Origin of the sequence: Micromonospora inositola (assembly GCF_900090285.1) — a bacterium.
Lineage (GTDB): Bacteria > Actinomycetota > Actinomycetes > Mycobacteriales > Micromonosporaceae > Micromonospora > Micromonospora inositola.
In genome coordinates this window covers 3762884-3777428 of the sequence record NZ_LT607754.1, presented here as the reverse complement: position 1 = coordinate 3777428, position 14545 = coordinate 3762884, and the positions used below count along the sequence as shown (strand labels likewise).

At 74.0% G+C, this 14545-nt stretch carries 12 protein-coding genes; 3 read left to right on the top strand and 9 right to left on the bottom strand.

Features of this window, described 5'->3' with window-relative positions:
• Positions 1-11: 11 nt before the first annotated feature.
• The 9 genes from murG to mraZ all read right to left on the bottom strand — a co-directional run bounded on the left by murG (position 12) and on the right by mraZ (position 11459).
• The gene (murG, locus tag GA0070613_RS18100; protein ID WP_089013380.1) at positions 12-1118 is read right to left on the bottom strand and encodes an undecaprenyldiphospho-muramoylpentapeptide beta-N-acetylglucosaminyltransferase; all 1107 of its coding nucleotides are present in this window, start codon (positions 1116-1118) and stop codon (positions 12-14) included.
• Positions 1118-2524 carry an FtsW/RodA/SpoVE family cell cycle protein gene (locus GA0070613_RS18095; protein WP_172876001.1) on the bottom strand — a complete coding sequence of 469 codons (1407 nt, stop codon included), beginning with the start codon at positions 2522-2524 and terminating at the stop codon, positions 1118-1120. The genes murG and GA0070613_RS18095 overlap by 1 nt, the downstream gene beginning before the upstream one ends.
• Before the next feature lie 233 nt (positions 2525-2757).
• Complete coding sequence (gene mraY, locus GA0070613_RS18090; protein WP_089013378.1) at positions 2758-3882, bottom strand: phospho-N-acetylmuramoyl-pentapeptide-transferase; 1125 nt, start codon at positions 3880-3882, stop codon at positions 2758-2760.
• On the bottom strand, positions 3879-5276 hold the full coding sequence (locus tag GA0070613_RS18085; RefSeq protein WP_089013377.1) for a UDP-N-acetylmuramoyl-tripeptide--D-alanyl-D-alanine ligase: 1398 nt from the start codon (positions 5274-5276) through the stop codon (positions 3879-3881). The genes mraY and GA0070613_RS18085 overlap by 4 nt, the downstream gene beginning before the upstream one ends.
• Positions 5273-6796: a UDP-N-acetylmuramoyl-L-alanyl-D-glutamate--2,6-diaminopimelate ligase gene (locus GA0070613_RS18080; protein ID WP_089013376.1), complete on the bottom strand. Its 1524-nt coding sequence runs from the start codon at positions 6794-6796 to the stop codon at positions 5273-5275. The genes GA0070613_RS18085 and GA0070613_RS18080 overlap by 4 nt, the downstream gene beginning before the upstream one ends.
• Before the next feature lie 92 nt (positions 6797-6888).
• Entirely contained in the window at positions 6889-9111 is a 2223-nt protein-coding gene (locus tag GA0070613_RS18075) for a peptidoglycan D,D-transpeptidase FtsI family protein (protein WP_089013375.1), read from the bottom strand.
• Positions 9112-9115: 4 nt separating this feature from the next.
• On the bottom strand, positions 9116-9715 hold the full coding sequence (locus GA0070613_RS18070) for a hypothetical protein (protein ID WP_089013374.1): 600 nt from the start codon (positions 9713-9715) through the stop codon (positions 9116-9118).
• Positions 9712-10821 (bottom strand): 16S rRNA (cytosine(1402)-N(4))-methyltransferase RsmH, encoded by a 1110-nt coding sequence (gene rsmH / locus GA0070613_RS18065; RefSeq protein ID WP_089016031.1) that lies wholly within the window; start codon positions 10819-10821, stop codon positions 9712-9714. The genes GA0070613_RS18070 and rsmH overlap by 4 nt, the downstream gene beginning before the upstream one ends.
• Before the next feature lie 206 nt (positions 10822-11027).
• On the bottom strand, positions 11028-11459 hold the full coding sequence (gene mraZ, locus GA0070613_RS18060) for a division/cell wall cluster transcriptional repressor MraZ (protein ID WP_089013373.1): 432 nt from the start codon (positions 11457-11459) through the stop codon (positions 11028-11030).
• A gap of 355 nt (positions 11460-11814) precedes the next feature.
• On the opposite strand from mraZ, the gene GA0070613_RS18055 reads away from it, so the two are divergent.
• The 3 genes from GA0070613_RS18055 to GA0070613_RS18045 are packed head-to-tail and all read left to right on the top strand — an operon-like array spanning position 11815 to position 14454.
• Complete coding sequence (locus tag GA0070613_RS18055) at positions 11815-13062, top strand: MurT ligase domain-containing protein (RefSeq protein ID WP_089016030.1); 1248 nt, start codon at positions 11815-11817, stop codon at positions 13060-13062.
• Complete coding sequence (locus GA0070613_RS18050; RefSeq protein WP_089013372.1) at positions 13052-13774, top strand: type 1 glutamine amidotransferase; 723 nt, start codon at positions 13052-13054, stop codon at positions 13772-13774. The genes GA0070613_RS18055 and GA0070613_RS18050 overlap by 11 nt, the downstream gene beginning before the upstream one ends.
• Positions 13714-14454, top strand: a complete 741-nt coding sequence (locus GA0070613_RS18045) for a TVP38/TMEM64 family protein (protein WP_089016029.1) — start codon at positions 13714-13716, stop codon at positions 14452-14454. The genes GA0070613_RS18050 and GA0070613_RS18045 overlap by 61 nt, the downstream gene beginning before the upstream one ends.
• Positions 14455-14545 lie beyond the last annotated feature (91 nt).

Sequence of the window (14545 nt, the reverse complement as noted above, 5' to 3'; positions counted from 1 at the left end):
GGTGGCCGACGTCATCGGGCCACCGCCTCGTAGACGAAGTTCAGCAGCGCGACGTCGCCGTCCCGCCGGCCGTACGCGGCGGCGGCGGCGCCCATCGCGGCGAGCCGCTGCGGGTCCCGGACCAGCGGGATGACCGTCCGCTCCAGCCAGTCCGGGGTCAGCTCGGCGTCGTCGACGAGCAGCCCGCCCCCGGCCTCCACCACGGGCAGCGCGTTGCGCTTCTGCTCCTGGTTGCTGTGCGGGTACGGCACGTAGATGGCGGGCAGGCCGATCGCGGCCACCTCGGCGCAGGTCATCGCCCCACCGCGGGCCAGCATCAGGTCGGCGGCCGCGTAGCCCAGCTCCATCTCGGACAGGTAGGGCAGGGTCACGTACGGCACCGGCAGGTCGGTGGCGACCGACACCGGCTCGTTTCGGGCGCCGATCACGTGCAGCACCTGCACGCCGTTGCGGGCCAACTCCTTGGCCGCCCCGGAGACCGCCAGGTTGATCGAGCGGGCGCCCTGCGAGCCGCCGGCGACGAAGAGCACCGGCAGGTCTGGGCGGAGTCCGAAGTGGGCCCGGGCGGCGTTCCGCATGGCCGCCCGGTCCAGCCCGGCGATCCCCCGGCGCAGCGGCACGCCGACCACCCGGGCGTCGCGCAGCGACTCGGCCTGCACCGGCTGGTGCGGGAAGCCCACCGCGACGTTCTTCGTGAACTTCATCCCGAGCCGGTTGGCCACGCCCGGGGGCACGTTCACCTCGTGGATCACGATCGGCAGCTCGCGCCGCCAGGCGGCGAGGTAGCCGGGGACCGAGACGTACCCGCCGAAACCGACCACCGCGTCGGCCTGGACCTCGTCGATCACCTTGCCCGCCGCGCGGGCCGCCTTCCACATCCGGTCCGGCGTGCGCACCAGGCTCATGTTCACCGAGCGGGGCAGCTGGTAGGCCGGGATCTGCCGCAGGTCGTAGCCGGCCGGCGGGATCAGCTCGTTCTCCAGGCCCTTCGGGGTGCCCAGGCAGGTGATCCGGACGCCCGGGTCGTGTCGGCGCAGGCAGTCGGCGAACGCGAGCAACGGGTAGATGTGCCCACCCGTTCCTCCTCCGCAGAGCACCACCGAACGCAGCGGACCCATCAGCGTCTCCTCTCGCTCGCCGTGCCGGCGCGCGTCCGGCTCGGCCGGGCGCCGCGGGCCGCGGCCTGGTCGTCCTCCCGCCGCGCTCGGGACCGGGGTACGGACCCACGGTCGGCCGGTGGCGACGCCGGACGGCGTCGCCGGCCGGGAAGCGGCGGCAACGGGGCCCAGACTAGTCGGACCCACCGGGCCGGCGGACGGGCATGCAGGGCTCGGGCCGCGTCGGGCTCCGCGCGGGCGAACGAGGCGAGCATCCCGATCGCCGCGAGGGTGACGACGAGGGCGCTGCCGCCGTCGGAGATGAACGGCAGCGGCACGCCGGTCAGCGGCAGCAGTCCGGTCACCCCACCGATGTTGATCACGGCCTGGCCGACCAGCCAGGCGGTGACGCCGGCCGCGGCGAGCCGGCGGAACGGATCCTCGACCCGCCGGGCGATCCGCAGCCCGGTGTACGCCAGCACGGCGAAGAGCACCAGCACCACGGTGCAGCCGACCACGCCCAACTCCTCGGCGACGATCGCGAAGATGAAGTCGTTGTGCGCCTCGGGCAGCCAGCCGAACTTCACGCTGCTCTTGCCCAGCCCCACGCCGAACCAGCCGCCGTGCTCGATCGCGTTGCGGGCCTGGACAAGCTGGTAGCAGGTGTCCGCGGCGCACTGGTCCAGCGGGGGCGGGTTGACGAAGTTGGTCAGCCGGGCCAGCCGGTAGTTGTCGGCGTCTCGCGAGCCGGAGCCGGCGCCCAACGACGCCATCGCGACCAGCAGACCGATGCCGAGCAGGCCGACCGCGGAGAGGGTGGCGAAGATCTGCATCCGCACCCCGGCCGCCCAGAGCAGCCCGACGACCAGGGCCAGCAGGCAGAGCATGCTGCCCAGGTCGTTGTAACCGACCAGCACGAAGAGCAGGCCGACCACCGGGAAGAGCGGGGTGGCCAGCTCCTTCCACCAGCCCAGCGCGGCGCCCTTGCGGGCCAGCACGTGGGCGCCCCACAGCGCCAGCGCGAACTTGGCCAGCTCGGCCGGCTGGACCTGGATCGGGCCGAGGAAGAGCCAGAGCAGCTCGGCGTGCAGCGGGCCGACCGACTTCACCCCGAACAGCGCCTCCAGTGCGACCAGCAGGTTGAGGATGAGCAGCAGCACCACCGCCACGCCGAGCGCCGGCCGGCCCAGCGCGCGGAAGGTCCGGGCGGGCAGCCGCTGACAGGCCCAGAACGCGACGATGCCGATCACCGCGAAGATCGTCTGCTTGACCAGGGAGGCCGACGCGTCGCCGTCCTCGGCGTAGTCCTTCACGCTGGTCGCCGAGAAGACCATGGTCAGGCCGATCAGCAGCAGCAGGCCGGCGCTGGACAGCAGCAGGTAGTAGGAGGCCAGCGGGCGGGCCAGCAGGCCACGCAGCGCGGCCAGGCCGCCCGCCGCGTCCAGCCCGAACAGCGCGCCGGGCGGGTCCGCCGGCCGGGTCGCCGCGGGTGGTCGGCGGGTCTGCGTCTCGGTCGTGCCCTCGGTGTCTCGTTCCTCCCCCACCCGCCCATCATCGCGGCTGGGCCCGCCCGCCCGTGGCGCAACCGACCGGTCGGCGTGTCGGAACGCGAAAGGAGGGGCCACCCGGGCCCCGCCCCCTCCCGCGTCGGTGTCCCGGCTCAGGTCACCGCGGCCAGGAACTCGCTGTAGAACAGGCCCAGCGCGATGGCCACGCCGATCCCGGCGATGATCCAGAACCGGACCACGATGTTGACCTCGCTCCAACCGGCCAGCTCGAAGTGGTGCTGCAACGGGGACATCCGGAACACCCGCTTGCCGGTGGTCCGGAAGGAGATGATCTGGATCACCACGGACATCGTGATGATCACGAAAAGCCCGCCGATGATCGGCAGCAGCAGGATGGTCCGGGTGGACATCGCCATGCCGGCGATCAGGCCGCCCAGGCCGAGCGCGCCGGTGTCGCCCATGAAGATCCGCGCCGGCGAGGTGTTCCACCACAGGAAGCCGACACAGGCGCCCGCCGCCGCCCCGGCGATCAGCGCGATCTCCAGCGGGTCCCGGACCGTGTAGCAGTACGCCTCGGTGTAGTTCGGGTCCGCGCACCAGTGCCGGTACTGCCAGAAGGCGATCAGCGCGTACGCGGCGAGCACCATCACCGAGGCGCCGGTGGCCAGGCCGTCCAGCCCGTCGGTGAGGTTCACCCCGTTGGTCGCCGCCATCACCACCAGGATGATGACGATCACCGAGGCGACCTTGCCGATCTCCAGCGCCGGGATTTCCCGGATGAAGCTCAGCGTGGTGCTGCCGACCGTCTCGGCGTTGGTCCGAGCGCCGGTGACGTCGTACATCCTGCTCGGGAAGTAGAGCGCCACGATGCCGAAGATCGCCCCGACCAGGATCTGGCCGGCCAGCTTGCCGCGCTTGTTCAGGCCGCCGCTGTGCCGCTTGCGGACCTTCAGGAAGTCGTCGATGAAGCCGACCGCGCCGGAGAAGACCATCAGGCCGAGCAGCACCAGCGCGGTCATGGTCGGCTCCACCTGCGCGATCTGCGCGTCCGGCAGGGTGGTCAGCGCGAGGTGCCCGGCGACGTAGGCGATCACCGTGGCCAGGATGAAGACCACGCCGCCCATCGTCGGCGTGCCCTTCTTGGTCTGGTGCATGGCCGGGCCCTCGGCCCGGATCGGCTGGCCGGCCTTCAGCCGGGTGAAGACCTTGATCGCGATCGGGGTGCAGAGCAGCGAGATCAGGAAGGCGACCCCGATGGCGACGATGACCGCCCTCATGGGGTGATCCCCTCCCCGACGGCCTCGCGCAGCGCGTCGACCACCTCCCAGGTGCGGTACCGGGAGCCCTTCACCAGGACCACGTCCCCCGGACGTAGCTCGCCCCGCAGCACCTCGACGGCCGCCGCCTGATCGGTGAGCAGCACCGACTCTCCTCCCCAGTCACTTACCGCTGTCGCGCCTTCCTGAATCGGCGCCGCCGGCGCGCCCACCACGAGCAGCCGGTCCACGCCCAGCTCGGCCGCGAGCCGGCCGACCTGCTGGTGCCCCTCCCGCTCGAACGAGCCCAGCTCGGCCATGTAGCCGAGCACCGCGACGGTACGCCCCTGCCCACGCAGCCCCGCCAGCGCCCGCAGCGCGACCGCCATCGAGGCCGGGTTGGCGTTGTACGAGTCGTCGATCACGGTGACCCCGTCGGAACGCTCGAAGACGTCCATCCGCCGGCTCGAGACCAGCCCCAGCTCGGCCAGGGCGGCGGCCAGCTCGGCCAGAGGCATCCCCAGCTCGCGGGCCACCGCCGCGGCGGCGAGGGAGTTGGAGACCTGGTGCCGCCCGGTCAGCCCGAGCCGCACCGGCGCGCTGCCCTCCGGGGTCACCAGGGTGTACGACGGCCGACCCCGCCCGTCCAGCGTCACCTCCACGGCCCGCACGTCGGCGTGCGCCGCCTCGCCGTACCGGACCACCCGGGCCTTGGTACGGGTGGCCATCGCGTCGACCAGCGGGTCGTCGGTGTTGAGCACGGCCAGCCCGTCCGCGGGCAGCGCCTCGACCAGCTCCCCCTTGGCCAGTGCGATGGTCTCCACCGAGCCGAACTCGCCGATGTGCGCCACCCCGACGTTGAGCACCACGGAGATCCGCGGCGGCACCACCTCGCAGAGGTAGCGGACGTGCCCCACCCCGCGGGCGCCCTTCTCCATCACCAGGTAGCGGGTCTCCGGCCCGGCCTGCAGCGCCGTGTACGGGTGGCCCAGCTCGTTGTTGAACGAGCCGGGCGGCGCCACGGTCGGGCCGAGCCGCACGGTGAGCTGGGCGATCAGGTCCTTCGTGGTGGTCTTGCCCGACGAGCCGGTCAGCCCGATCACGGTGAGCCCGGGCAGCCGGTCGACCACCGCGCGGGCCAGCCGCCCCATCGCCGCGAGGGCGTCGTCGACCAGCACCATCGGCACGCCGGGGAGCTCCCGGGTGCCGAGCACCGCCACCGCGCCGGCCGAGACCGCCCCTGCGGCGTAGTCGTGCCCGTCCACCTTCTCCCCGGGGAACGCCACGAAGAGTCCGCCGGGGGCGACCTTGCGGGAGTCGAACTCGACCGACCCGGTCACCCGGACCTCCGGGTCGGCGGCGACCAGCCGCCCGTCGACGGCCGAGGCGACCTCGGCCAGGGTCAGCGGGATCACCGTCGACCCGCCAGGTCACCGAAGCGGGCACGCAACGCCTCGGCCAGCTCGACGCGGTCGTCGAACGGGAACACCTCGCCGGCGATCTCCTGGCCGCGCTCCTGCCCCTTGCCCAGCAGCGCCACCACGTCGCCCGGTTCGGCCAGCCGGACCGCCTCGGCGATGGCGGCCCGCCGGCCGGGCGCCTCGATGATCCGGGCGGCGGCGTTCGCCGCGTACGCCCCGGCGAGCACCTCGGCCCGGATCGCGGCCGGGTCCTCGGTGCGCGGGTTGTCGTCGGTGACCAGCACCACGTCGGCTCCCTCCGCCGCGGCGGCGCCCATCACCGGCCGCTTGCCCCGGTCCCGGTCGCCGCCCGCGCCGATCACGCAGATCAACCGTCCGGCGCTCAGCCCGCGCAGCGCGACCAGGACGGCCTCGATCGCGTTCGCCTTGTGCGCGTAGTCCACCACCCCGCGCACCGGCGCGTCGCCGCTGACCAGCTCCAGCCGCCCCGGCACCCCGCCGCAGGCGGACACCCCGGCCACCGCGGTGGCCGGGTCCACCCCGGCGGCGACCAGGGTGGCGACGGCCAGCAGCGCGTTCGCCACATTGTGCCGGCCCGGCAGCGCCACGACGGCGGGCAGCGCCAGCCCGTCCGGGCCGTGCACGGTGAAGCGCTGGGCGTACCCCTCGCCGTCGATGCCGTCGGCCCACCAGGTGGCGGTCGGGTCGCCGGCCGCCGAGTAGCTGACCGTGGCCGGCTTGAACAGCGGCCGCAGCGCCGGGTCGTCGTGGTTGAGCACCTCGACCTGGCAGCGGCCGTCGAAGAGCTTCGCCTTGGCCGCGAAGTAGTCCGCCTCGTCGGCGTGGAAGTCCAGGTGGTCGGAGCCGAAGTTGGTGTAGCCGCCGACGGTGAAGCGGACCCCGCCGACGCGTCCCATGGCCAGGGCGTGGCTGGAGACCTCCATGACCACCGCACTCACCCCGCGCTCCCGGGCGACGGCGAGCATGGCGTGCAGGTCGGTCGCCTCCGGGGTGGTCCGGACGCTGTCGATCACCAGGTCGCCCAGCCGGGTCTCCACGGTGCCGATCAGGCCGGTGGTGTGACCGGCGGCGCGCAGCCCCGACTCGATCAGGTAGCTGGTGGAGGTCTTGCCGGCGGTGCCGGTGACCCCGATCACGGTCAGCCCCGCGGTCGGCTCGCCGTAGACGGTGCCGGCGACCTCGCCGAGCACCGCCCGGGGGTCGTCGACCACCAGCGTCGGCAGGCCCGCCGCGGCGGCCAGCTCCGCGCCGGCCGGGTCGGTCAACAGGGCCACCGCGCCGGCCTCGGCCGCCCCCGCGGCGAACTCCGCGCCGTGCCGGCGGGCGCCGGGCAGCGCCGCGTACAGGTCCCCGGGGCGGACCTCCTGGCTGGCGTGGGTCACCCCGGTCACGGCCACCTCGGCGGCGTCCTCGGGCGGCGCGACGGCGAGCCGCGCGGCGAGGTCGCCGAGCCGGACGGGATTCACGGTACGGGGACGTGGATTGCCGGGCACGGCGTCAGACCCTACCCGGTCGTCCGGGTTCCGACCGCACAGCCGCCCCGGTGGTTCGTCGCCACTCACCGATGATGTCCCGCCCGCCCCGCTCAGCGCGGAAAGACCTCGAACTTGGGCGACCTGCTGGTCGCCGACGGCGGCACCCGGTAGTGCCGCAGGGTGTAGCCCATCATCTCCCGGAAGGCCGGCGCGGCGACCGCGCCGCCCTCGCCGCCGGGGCTCCAGACGAAGACCGCCACCACGTACCGGGGATGCTCGGCCGGGGCCATCCCGATGAACGAGCCGACCTCGCCGGGCTGCAGCTTGCCGTCGGCGTACCGCAGGCCGGTGCCGGTCTTGCCGGCCACCCGGTAGCCGGGGACGGCGGCGGCGAGGCCGGTGGCCGGCCCCTCCGGACCGTTGACCGTGGTGACCGCCTCCAGCATCGTGCGCAGCGCGGCGGCGTTCTGCGGGCTGAGCACCGACCGGGTCACCGGCTTCGGGCCTGGCGTCCGCTTGCCGTCCGGGCCGATCACGTCCTTGATCAGGTGCGGCTGGACGTACGTGCCGTTGTTGGCGATGGCGGCGTACGCGGCGGCCATCTGCAGCGGGGTGGCGTCGACGCTGTGCCCGATCGGCACCGACCCGTACGACGACCTGCTCCACTCCTCGGCGGGCAGCAGCCGCCCGGAGGCCTCCCCCGGCATGCCCTCGCGGGTGGGCTGGCCGAGCCCGAACCGCTTCTGGTAGTCGATCAGCCGGTCCCGGCCCAGCTTGTCGGCGATCTCGATGGTCGCGACGTTGGAGGAGTAGGCCAGCATCCCGGGGATGCTCATCCGCTGCCCGTCGGCCGGATGGGTGTCCCGGAAGGTCTGGTCGCCCCTCTGGATGGTGTTGGCAATGGGCATCGTGGTGTCCGGGCTGATCACGCCCTCCTGGAGGGCCGCGCCGTAGGTGATCGCCTTGTGGATCGAGCCCGGGTCGACCACGAAGCTGGTCGCCGCGTCCTCGCGGTCCGTCGGCTTGCTGCCCTCCGGGTCCGCCGCGTCGTAGGTGGGGTTGCTGGCCTGGGCCAGCACCTCGCCGGTGTGCACGTCGATGATCACGGCGGCGCTGACGCTGCCCCTGGTCTGCGCCATCTGGGCGGTGAGGATCCGCTGGGTCTGGAACTGGAGGTCCCGGTCGATGGTCAGCTCCAGCGAGCTGCCCGGCTTGGGCTGGGTGGTCTGGCTGTAGCCGCCGGGGATCGGCGCGGCCAGGTCGCCCTGGCCGACCTCGTAGGTCTTCTTGCCCGCCTGCCCCTGGAGCAGGTCGTCGTACTTCGCCTCCAGCCCCTCCAGGCCGACCATGTCCTGGCTGACGAAGCCGATCAGGTTGGCGCCCAGATCACCGCCGGGTACCTCACGCCGCTCGTCCCGGTGCACGCCGATGCCGGCCAGGTCCAGCGCCACGATCTGCTTGGCCCTGGCGATGTCGACCCCGCGGGCCAGGTACTCGAACTGCGACGGGGTGGCGGTGCCGGGCAGGGTGCGCGGCTTCATCTTGTCGGCCAGGTCGGAGACCCGCTTGCCGAGCAGCGGGGAGAGCAGCCGGGCGGTGGCGAACCGGTCCTTGACCCGGGTCGGGTCGGCGAAGACGTACCGGGCCTCGACGCTGTGCGCCAGCGGGTCGCCGGTCCGGTCGTAGATCGCGCCGCGCGGGGCGGGCAGGTCGACCACGGCGAGCCGGTCGGTGACGCCGCCGTCGGCGTACGCCGGGGTGTCCACGGTCTGCAGGAAGACCAGCCGGATGCCGATCGCGGCGAAGAGCGTCAGGGTGAGCAGCGTGCCGAGCCGCAGCCGGCGGCGCGGGTCGGCGAGCTTCGGCGGGCGGCGCGGCTTGCGCGACGGCCGCCGGGCGGCGGGCCGGTCCGGCCGGCGCGGGCCCGGCCGGCGCCGCGGCGCCGGGGCCTCGTCGTCGTCGAACGGCTCCCGCGACGGGCGCGGTGAGACGGTCCGCACCACCCCGGCCCGGCCGCCCGCGGCGGTCTCCCGCCGGCCGGTGCGGCCGGCGCCGGCCCGGCCGCCGTCGAGCACCTGCAACGCCGGCCGGAACGGGTCGCCGGAGCGGCTGCTGCGCGGGGTACGCCGCTGCTCCGCGCCCCCGGTGGGCACGGAGCGGGCGGCCCCGCCGCCCTCGCGGATGGTGCGCCCCCGGGGCGTGTACGCCCGAGCGTCGGAGATCCCGCCGACGCCCGGCTCGCCGGAGCGCGGGTCGGCGCCCCGACCGCCCCGGGACGAGCCGCGCCGGGAGCCCGTGGCGTCCCGGCGCGGTTCCTCCGATCTCGGGGGCACCTGACTACCCCCCGTTGCCCTGCTGGCTGGTGACGGCCGGCGCACCCTCCGCCGGGTGCGGAACGCCGATCGTCTTCCCGTCCGGCAGCCGGATGTAGGCGGGCTCGCCGGACTCGACCAGGCCGAGCTTGCGGGCGTTGGCGGTCAGGTTGCCCGGCGCCTTCTGCTCGGCGATCTCCTTCTCCAGCTGCTGCTGGTCGACGTCGAGCTTGGCCTGCTGCTGCTGCAGCTTCTCCAGCTTGAAGGCGTTCTCGTTGATCTTCGTGTTGACCAGCAGGATGCCGAGCACCCCGCCGACCACCAGCACCAGGATCAGCCCGACGAACGGGGCCCGCGGCACGGAGACCGGCGGCGGCGGGGCGACCCGCAGCCGCGGCGACGCCGTCGTGGTGGCCTTCGTCCGCTCGGCCGGCCGCAGCGCGGCGCTGCCCTGGGTGGGAAACCCGCGCGCCCCCCGGGCGCGGGTTTCCTCCCGGCGGTCGGGCCGGTCCGCCTCCGCCGTCGCGGTCGTCCCTCGCGTGGTGCGCTGCGCCGCGGTCCGGCCCCCCGACCGCGGTGCGCGCTGCCCGACGGCGTCCCGGCCGTCGCGCTTGTTGACGTTCATGTCCCCTCCCCCTCTTCGTCCGTCCCACTGCCGTCCCCGGGGGTCGACCGCGGATCCGTCGCGGATCCCGGTGACCCCGTACCCGGTTGGTGCATCGCCTTGACCCGGCGGCGGTACCGTTCGCGGTCGGTACGCCCCTGCCGGGCCGCCTCCGGGTCGAGCCGTTCCGCGGCCCGCAGCCGCACGGAGGAAGCGCGCGGGTTCGCGGCCACCTCCGCCTCCCCGGCGAGCTCGGCGCCCCGGCTGAGCAGCCGGAACGTCGGGCCCGACCCGGGCAGTTCGACCGGGAGGTCGACCGGGCCCTTGCTGCGGACCCGGTCGGCGAGCGCCTGCTTGGTGAGCCGGTCCTCCAGCGAGTGGTAGGACAGGACCACCATGCGGCCGCCCACGGTGAGCTTGTCGAGAGCGGCCGGCAGCGCCGTCTCCAGCGCCGCCAGCTCCCTGTTTACCTCGATCCGTAAAGCCTGAAACGTTCTCTTTGCCGGGTGTCCCCCGGTTCGTCGGGCTGGTGCCGGAATGCTCTCTCTGACCAGCTCGGCCAGCCGCGCGGACGAGGTGATCCGGGCGCGCTCCCGCTCCCGGATGATCGCCGAGGCGATCCGCCCGGCGAACTTCTCCTCGCCGTACACCCGCAGCACCCGGGCCAGTTCCGGATGGCCGTACGTGTTGACCACCTCCTCGGCGGTCACCCCCCGGGTCTGGTCCATCCGCATGTCCAGCGGCGCGTCCTGCGCGTACGCGAACCCGCGGTCGGGCGCGTCGAGTTGCAGGGACGAGACGCCGAGGTCGAACAGGATCCCGTCGATCGCCGGGTAGCCCAGCCGGTCGAGCACCTCGGGCAGCTCGTCGTAGACGGCGTGCTCGAGGTGGATCCGGTCGGCGAACCGGGCCAGCCGGACCCGCGCGTGGGCGAGGGCCTCCGTGTCCCGGTCCAGGCCGATCAGCACCGTGTTCGGATGCGCCTGAAGGACCGCCTCGGCGTGCCCGGCCAGCCCGAGCGTCGCGTCGACGTAGACGGTGCGTCCGTTCCGACACAGCGCGGGGGCCAGCAGCTCGAGACACCGCTCGAGCAGCACCGGCACATGCGTGCCACGCAGCTCCCCCATGTCGACCCCCACTGGTTGAGACCCACTTCCGTCCGTGCCGCGTCCTGTCGTCGCCACGACGCCTCGTCGTACCGCCAGATCCCCATCCGCTCCCGCCCGCCGGAGGCCGCGGCCCCGATACGGATCGTGCGCCTGGCACCGGGGAAGGGGTGCCAGGAACTCGAAAGCGGCTGGAGATCTCGCAGTACGCCGGGCGTCGCCACGCCCTACAGACCGCCGGGCAGCACCCCCTCCTCGATGTCGGCGAAGTCGTCTTCGCTCTCCGCGAGGTAGGCCTCCCAGGCCGCCCTGTCCCAGATCTCCACCCGGGTGCTCGCGCCGATCACGACCAGATCGCGGTCGAGGGCGGCGTACGAGCGCAGGTGCCCGGGGATGGTCACCCGGCCCTGCTTGTCCGGGACCTCGTCGTGCGCGCTGGCGAAGAAGACCCGGCTGTAGGCCCGGGCCGCCTTGTGCGTCATCGGTTGCGCGCGCAACTGCTCCGCGATCCGCTGGAACTCGGGCATCGGGAAGACGTAGAGGCAGCGCTCCTGCCCTTTGGTGATCACGACACCCCCCGCCAGCTCATCCCGGAACTTCGCCGGAAGAATCAACCGGCCTTTGTCGTCCAGGCGCGGAGTGTGGGTGCCGAGGAACATCGGCCCAACCCCCTCGCCCTGAGCGGCGTTCGCGGCGCCGCTGACCCCCCGGGCCGGTGCGACCCTCCCGGCCTCACCATTGCGCCCCACTCTACTCCACTTCCCTCCACCCGCAACCAGAAACGCCCGCGTGGCGCGCCGTTTCCGCGCGCAAAAGCGCACGTCAGAGGGGGTGGAGCGGAGTGGAGGGCCGCGGCGGCCCACCGGCCGCGTCCGCTACCCGACATTGATCGACTCCATCCGGCCGAGCGCGAGCCGGCCGTCCGCCTGGTCACCCCGGCCGAACGGATCGCCGTCGGCGGCGATCTGGCGGGGCCACGGGTCCGGTAACCTCGCTCGCGTGACGGACGCGAAAATTCCCCTGCGGGCAAAGGTGGCCAGCTCCGTGTCGCGGACCGCCGCGGCGCTGTCCCGAGCCGCCGGCCGTGGCGACGGCTCGGTGATCGGCGGCTGGATCGGCCTCAAGATCGATCCCGAACTGCTCGCGCACCTGTCGGCGGGGCGGGCGATCGCCCTGGTGTCCGGCACCAACGGCAAGACCACCACCACCCGGCTCACCACCGCCGCCGTCGGCGTGCTCGGCCGGGTCGCCACCAACTCCTTCGGCGCCAACATGCCCACCGGCCACACCTCGGCCCTGGCGAAGGCCGGCAGCACCCCGTACGCGGTGCTCGAGGTCGACGAGCACTACCTCGCCCAGGTGCTGGAGGCCACCGAGCCGCACGTCGTGGCACTGCTCAACCTCTCCCGCGACCAGCTCGACCGGGCCAAGGAGGTCGCCATGATGGCGCAGCTCTGGCGTGCCGCGCTGGTCCAGCACCCCGACGTGCGGGTGGTCGCCAACGCCGACGACCCGATGGTCGTCTGGGCCGCCACCCCGCCCGCCGACCCGGCCCGCGGCCACATCCCGCCGCACGTCACCTGGTTCAGCGCCGGCCAGCGCTGGCACGACGACTCGTGGGTGTGCCCCGAGTGCGGATCGACTATCGAGCGCTCGGGCGAGCAGTGGCGGTGCACCGGCTGCCCGCTGCGCCGCCCCGAGCCGCAGTGGACCGTCGAGGACGACGGCGTGCTCGACCCGACCGGCGCCTGGCACAAGATCCAGCTCCAGCTCCCCGGCAAGGTCAACCTGGGCAACGCGGCGACCGCCCTCGCCGTCGCCGCCGAGTTCGGCGTACGCCCGGTGGACGCGGTCTCCCGGCTCGGCACGGTCACCTCGGTCGCCGGCCGCTACGCCCAGGTGGACCGGGACGGGCGCAACATCCGGCTGCTGCTGGCCAAGAACCCGGCCAGCTGGCTGGAGGCGTTCGACATGGCCGACGAGGCGCCCACCCTGCTCTCCATCAACGCCCGCGACCCCGACGGGCTGGACACCTCCTGGCTCTTCGACGTCGACTTCGCCCCGCTGCGCGGCCGGCAGGTCCTGATCACCGGCGACCGGGCGTACGACCTGGCCGTCCGGCTGGACGTCAACGGCGTGCCGTTCCAGCACGTCCGGACCTTCGACGATGCGATCCGGGCGGCGCCACCGGGCCGCCTGGAGGTCATCGCCAACTACACCGCATTCCAGGACATCCGAGCGGAGCTGGACCGTGTCAACTGAGAGCCTGCGCATCGTCTGGATCTATCCCGACCTGCTCTCCACGTACGGCGACCGGGGCAACATGCTGATCCTGGCCCGCCGGGCCCAGCTGCGTGGCATGCCGGTCGAGGCGCTGGAGGTCCGCTCCGACCAGCGGCTGCCCGCCACCGCCGACATCTACCTGATCGGCGGCGGCGAGGACGGCCCGCAGGCGCTCGGCGCCCAGCGGCTGCTCGCCGACGGCGGCCTGCACCGGGCGGTGGCCCAGGGTTCGGTCGTCTTCGGCGTCTGCGCCGGCTACCAACTCCTCGGCACCTCGTTCTTCGCCAAGGGCACCAAATGCGCGGGGCTGGAGCTGCTCGACCTCTCCTCCGACCGCGGGCCCACCCGGGCCGTCGGCGAGCTGGCCGGCGAGGTCGACCCGCGGCTGGGCGTCCCCGCGCTGAGCGGCTTCGAGAACCACGGCGGGCGCACGCACCTCGGGCCCGGCGTGTCGCCGCTGGCCCGGGTCACCGCCGGGGTCGGCAACGACGGCGCCACCGAGGGCGCGTGGCGGGGCAAGCTGCTCGGCACGTACTCGCACGGGCCCGCCCTGGCCCGCAACCCGGCGCTGGCCGACCTGCTGCTGCGCTGGGCCACCGGCGTCCACCAGCTTCCCACGCTGGACGACACCTGGTCCGAGCGGCTCCGCTCGGAACGCCGCGCCGCGGTGGCGGCCGCCGCCCGGGCGTGACCCCCGCCGTCCGGCGGCTGCTCCGGCAGCCGTCGGCGCTCCGCTTCGCCGGGCTACTGGTGCTGCTCGCCGGATTCGCCGTGACGCTCCTGCTGGTGCCCCGGCCGGACCCGGCCCAGCTCCCCCGGCTGGCCGGCTCCCTCGACGGGTACGCCCCGATCGCGGCGATCGTCGGCGGGGCGCTGCTGCTCGTGGCGCTGGTGCCGCGGACCTTCGTCACGCTGGCCGCCGGCGCCATCTTCGGCCCGCTGGAGGGCGCCGCGTACGCGCTCGGCGCGGCGCTGCTGGCGGCGGCGATCGGCTTCACCGTCGGACGCCTGCTGGGCCGGGAGTTCGTCGCCGAACGGGTGCGCGGCCGGCTGGCCCGCCTCGACGGTTGGTTCGCCCGGCAGAGCGTGCTCGGGGTGATCACCGTCCGACTGCTGCCGATCGCCGGCTTCGGGCTGGTCAGCTACGGCTACGGCACGACCGGCGCCCGGCTGCTGCCGTTCCTGGCCGGCAGCGTGATCGCCTCCGCCCCGACCGCCTTCGGCTACGCCGCCATCGGCGCGGCGGTCAGCTCGCCGGGCCACGTCAACTGGTACGCCGCCGCGCCGGCCAGCCTCGGGCTGATCGCCAGCGTGGTGCTGATCCACCGCTGGTGGCGCGCCGAACGGCGGCGCCGGCCGAGGCAGACCTGATCCCTGCCGAGGAGCCGCTGCCCGGCGGGTTCATCGCCGTGGCGTGGCGGCGCGCGCCGCCTCCGTGCGGATGGTCGCCACCGCGCGATGC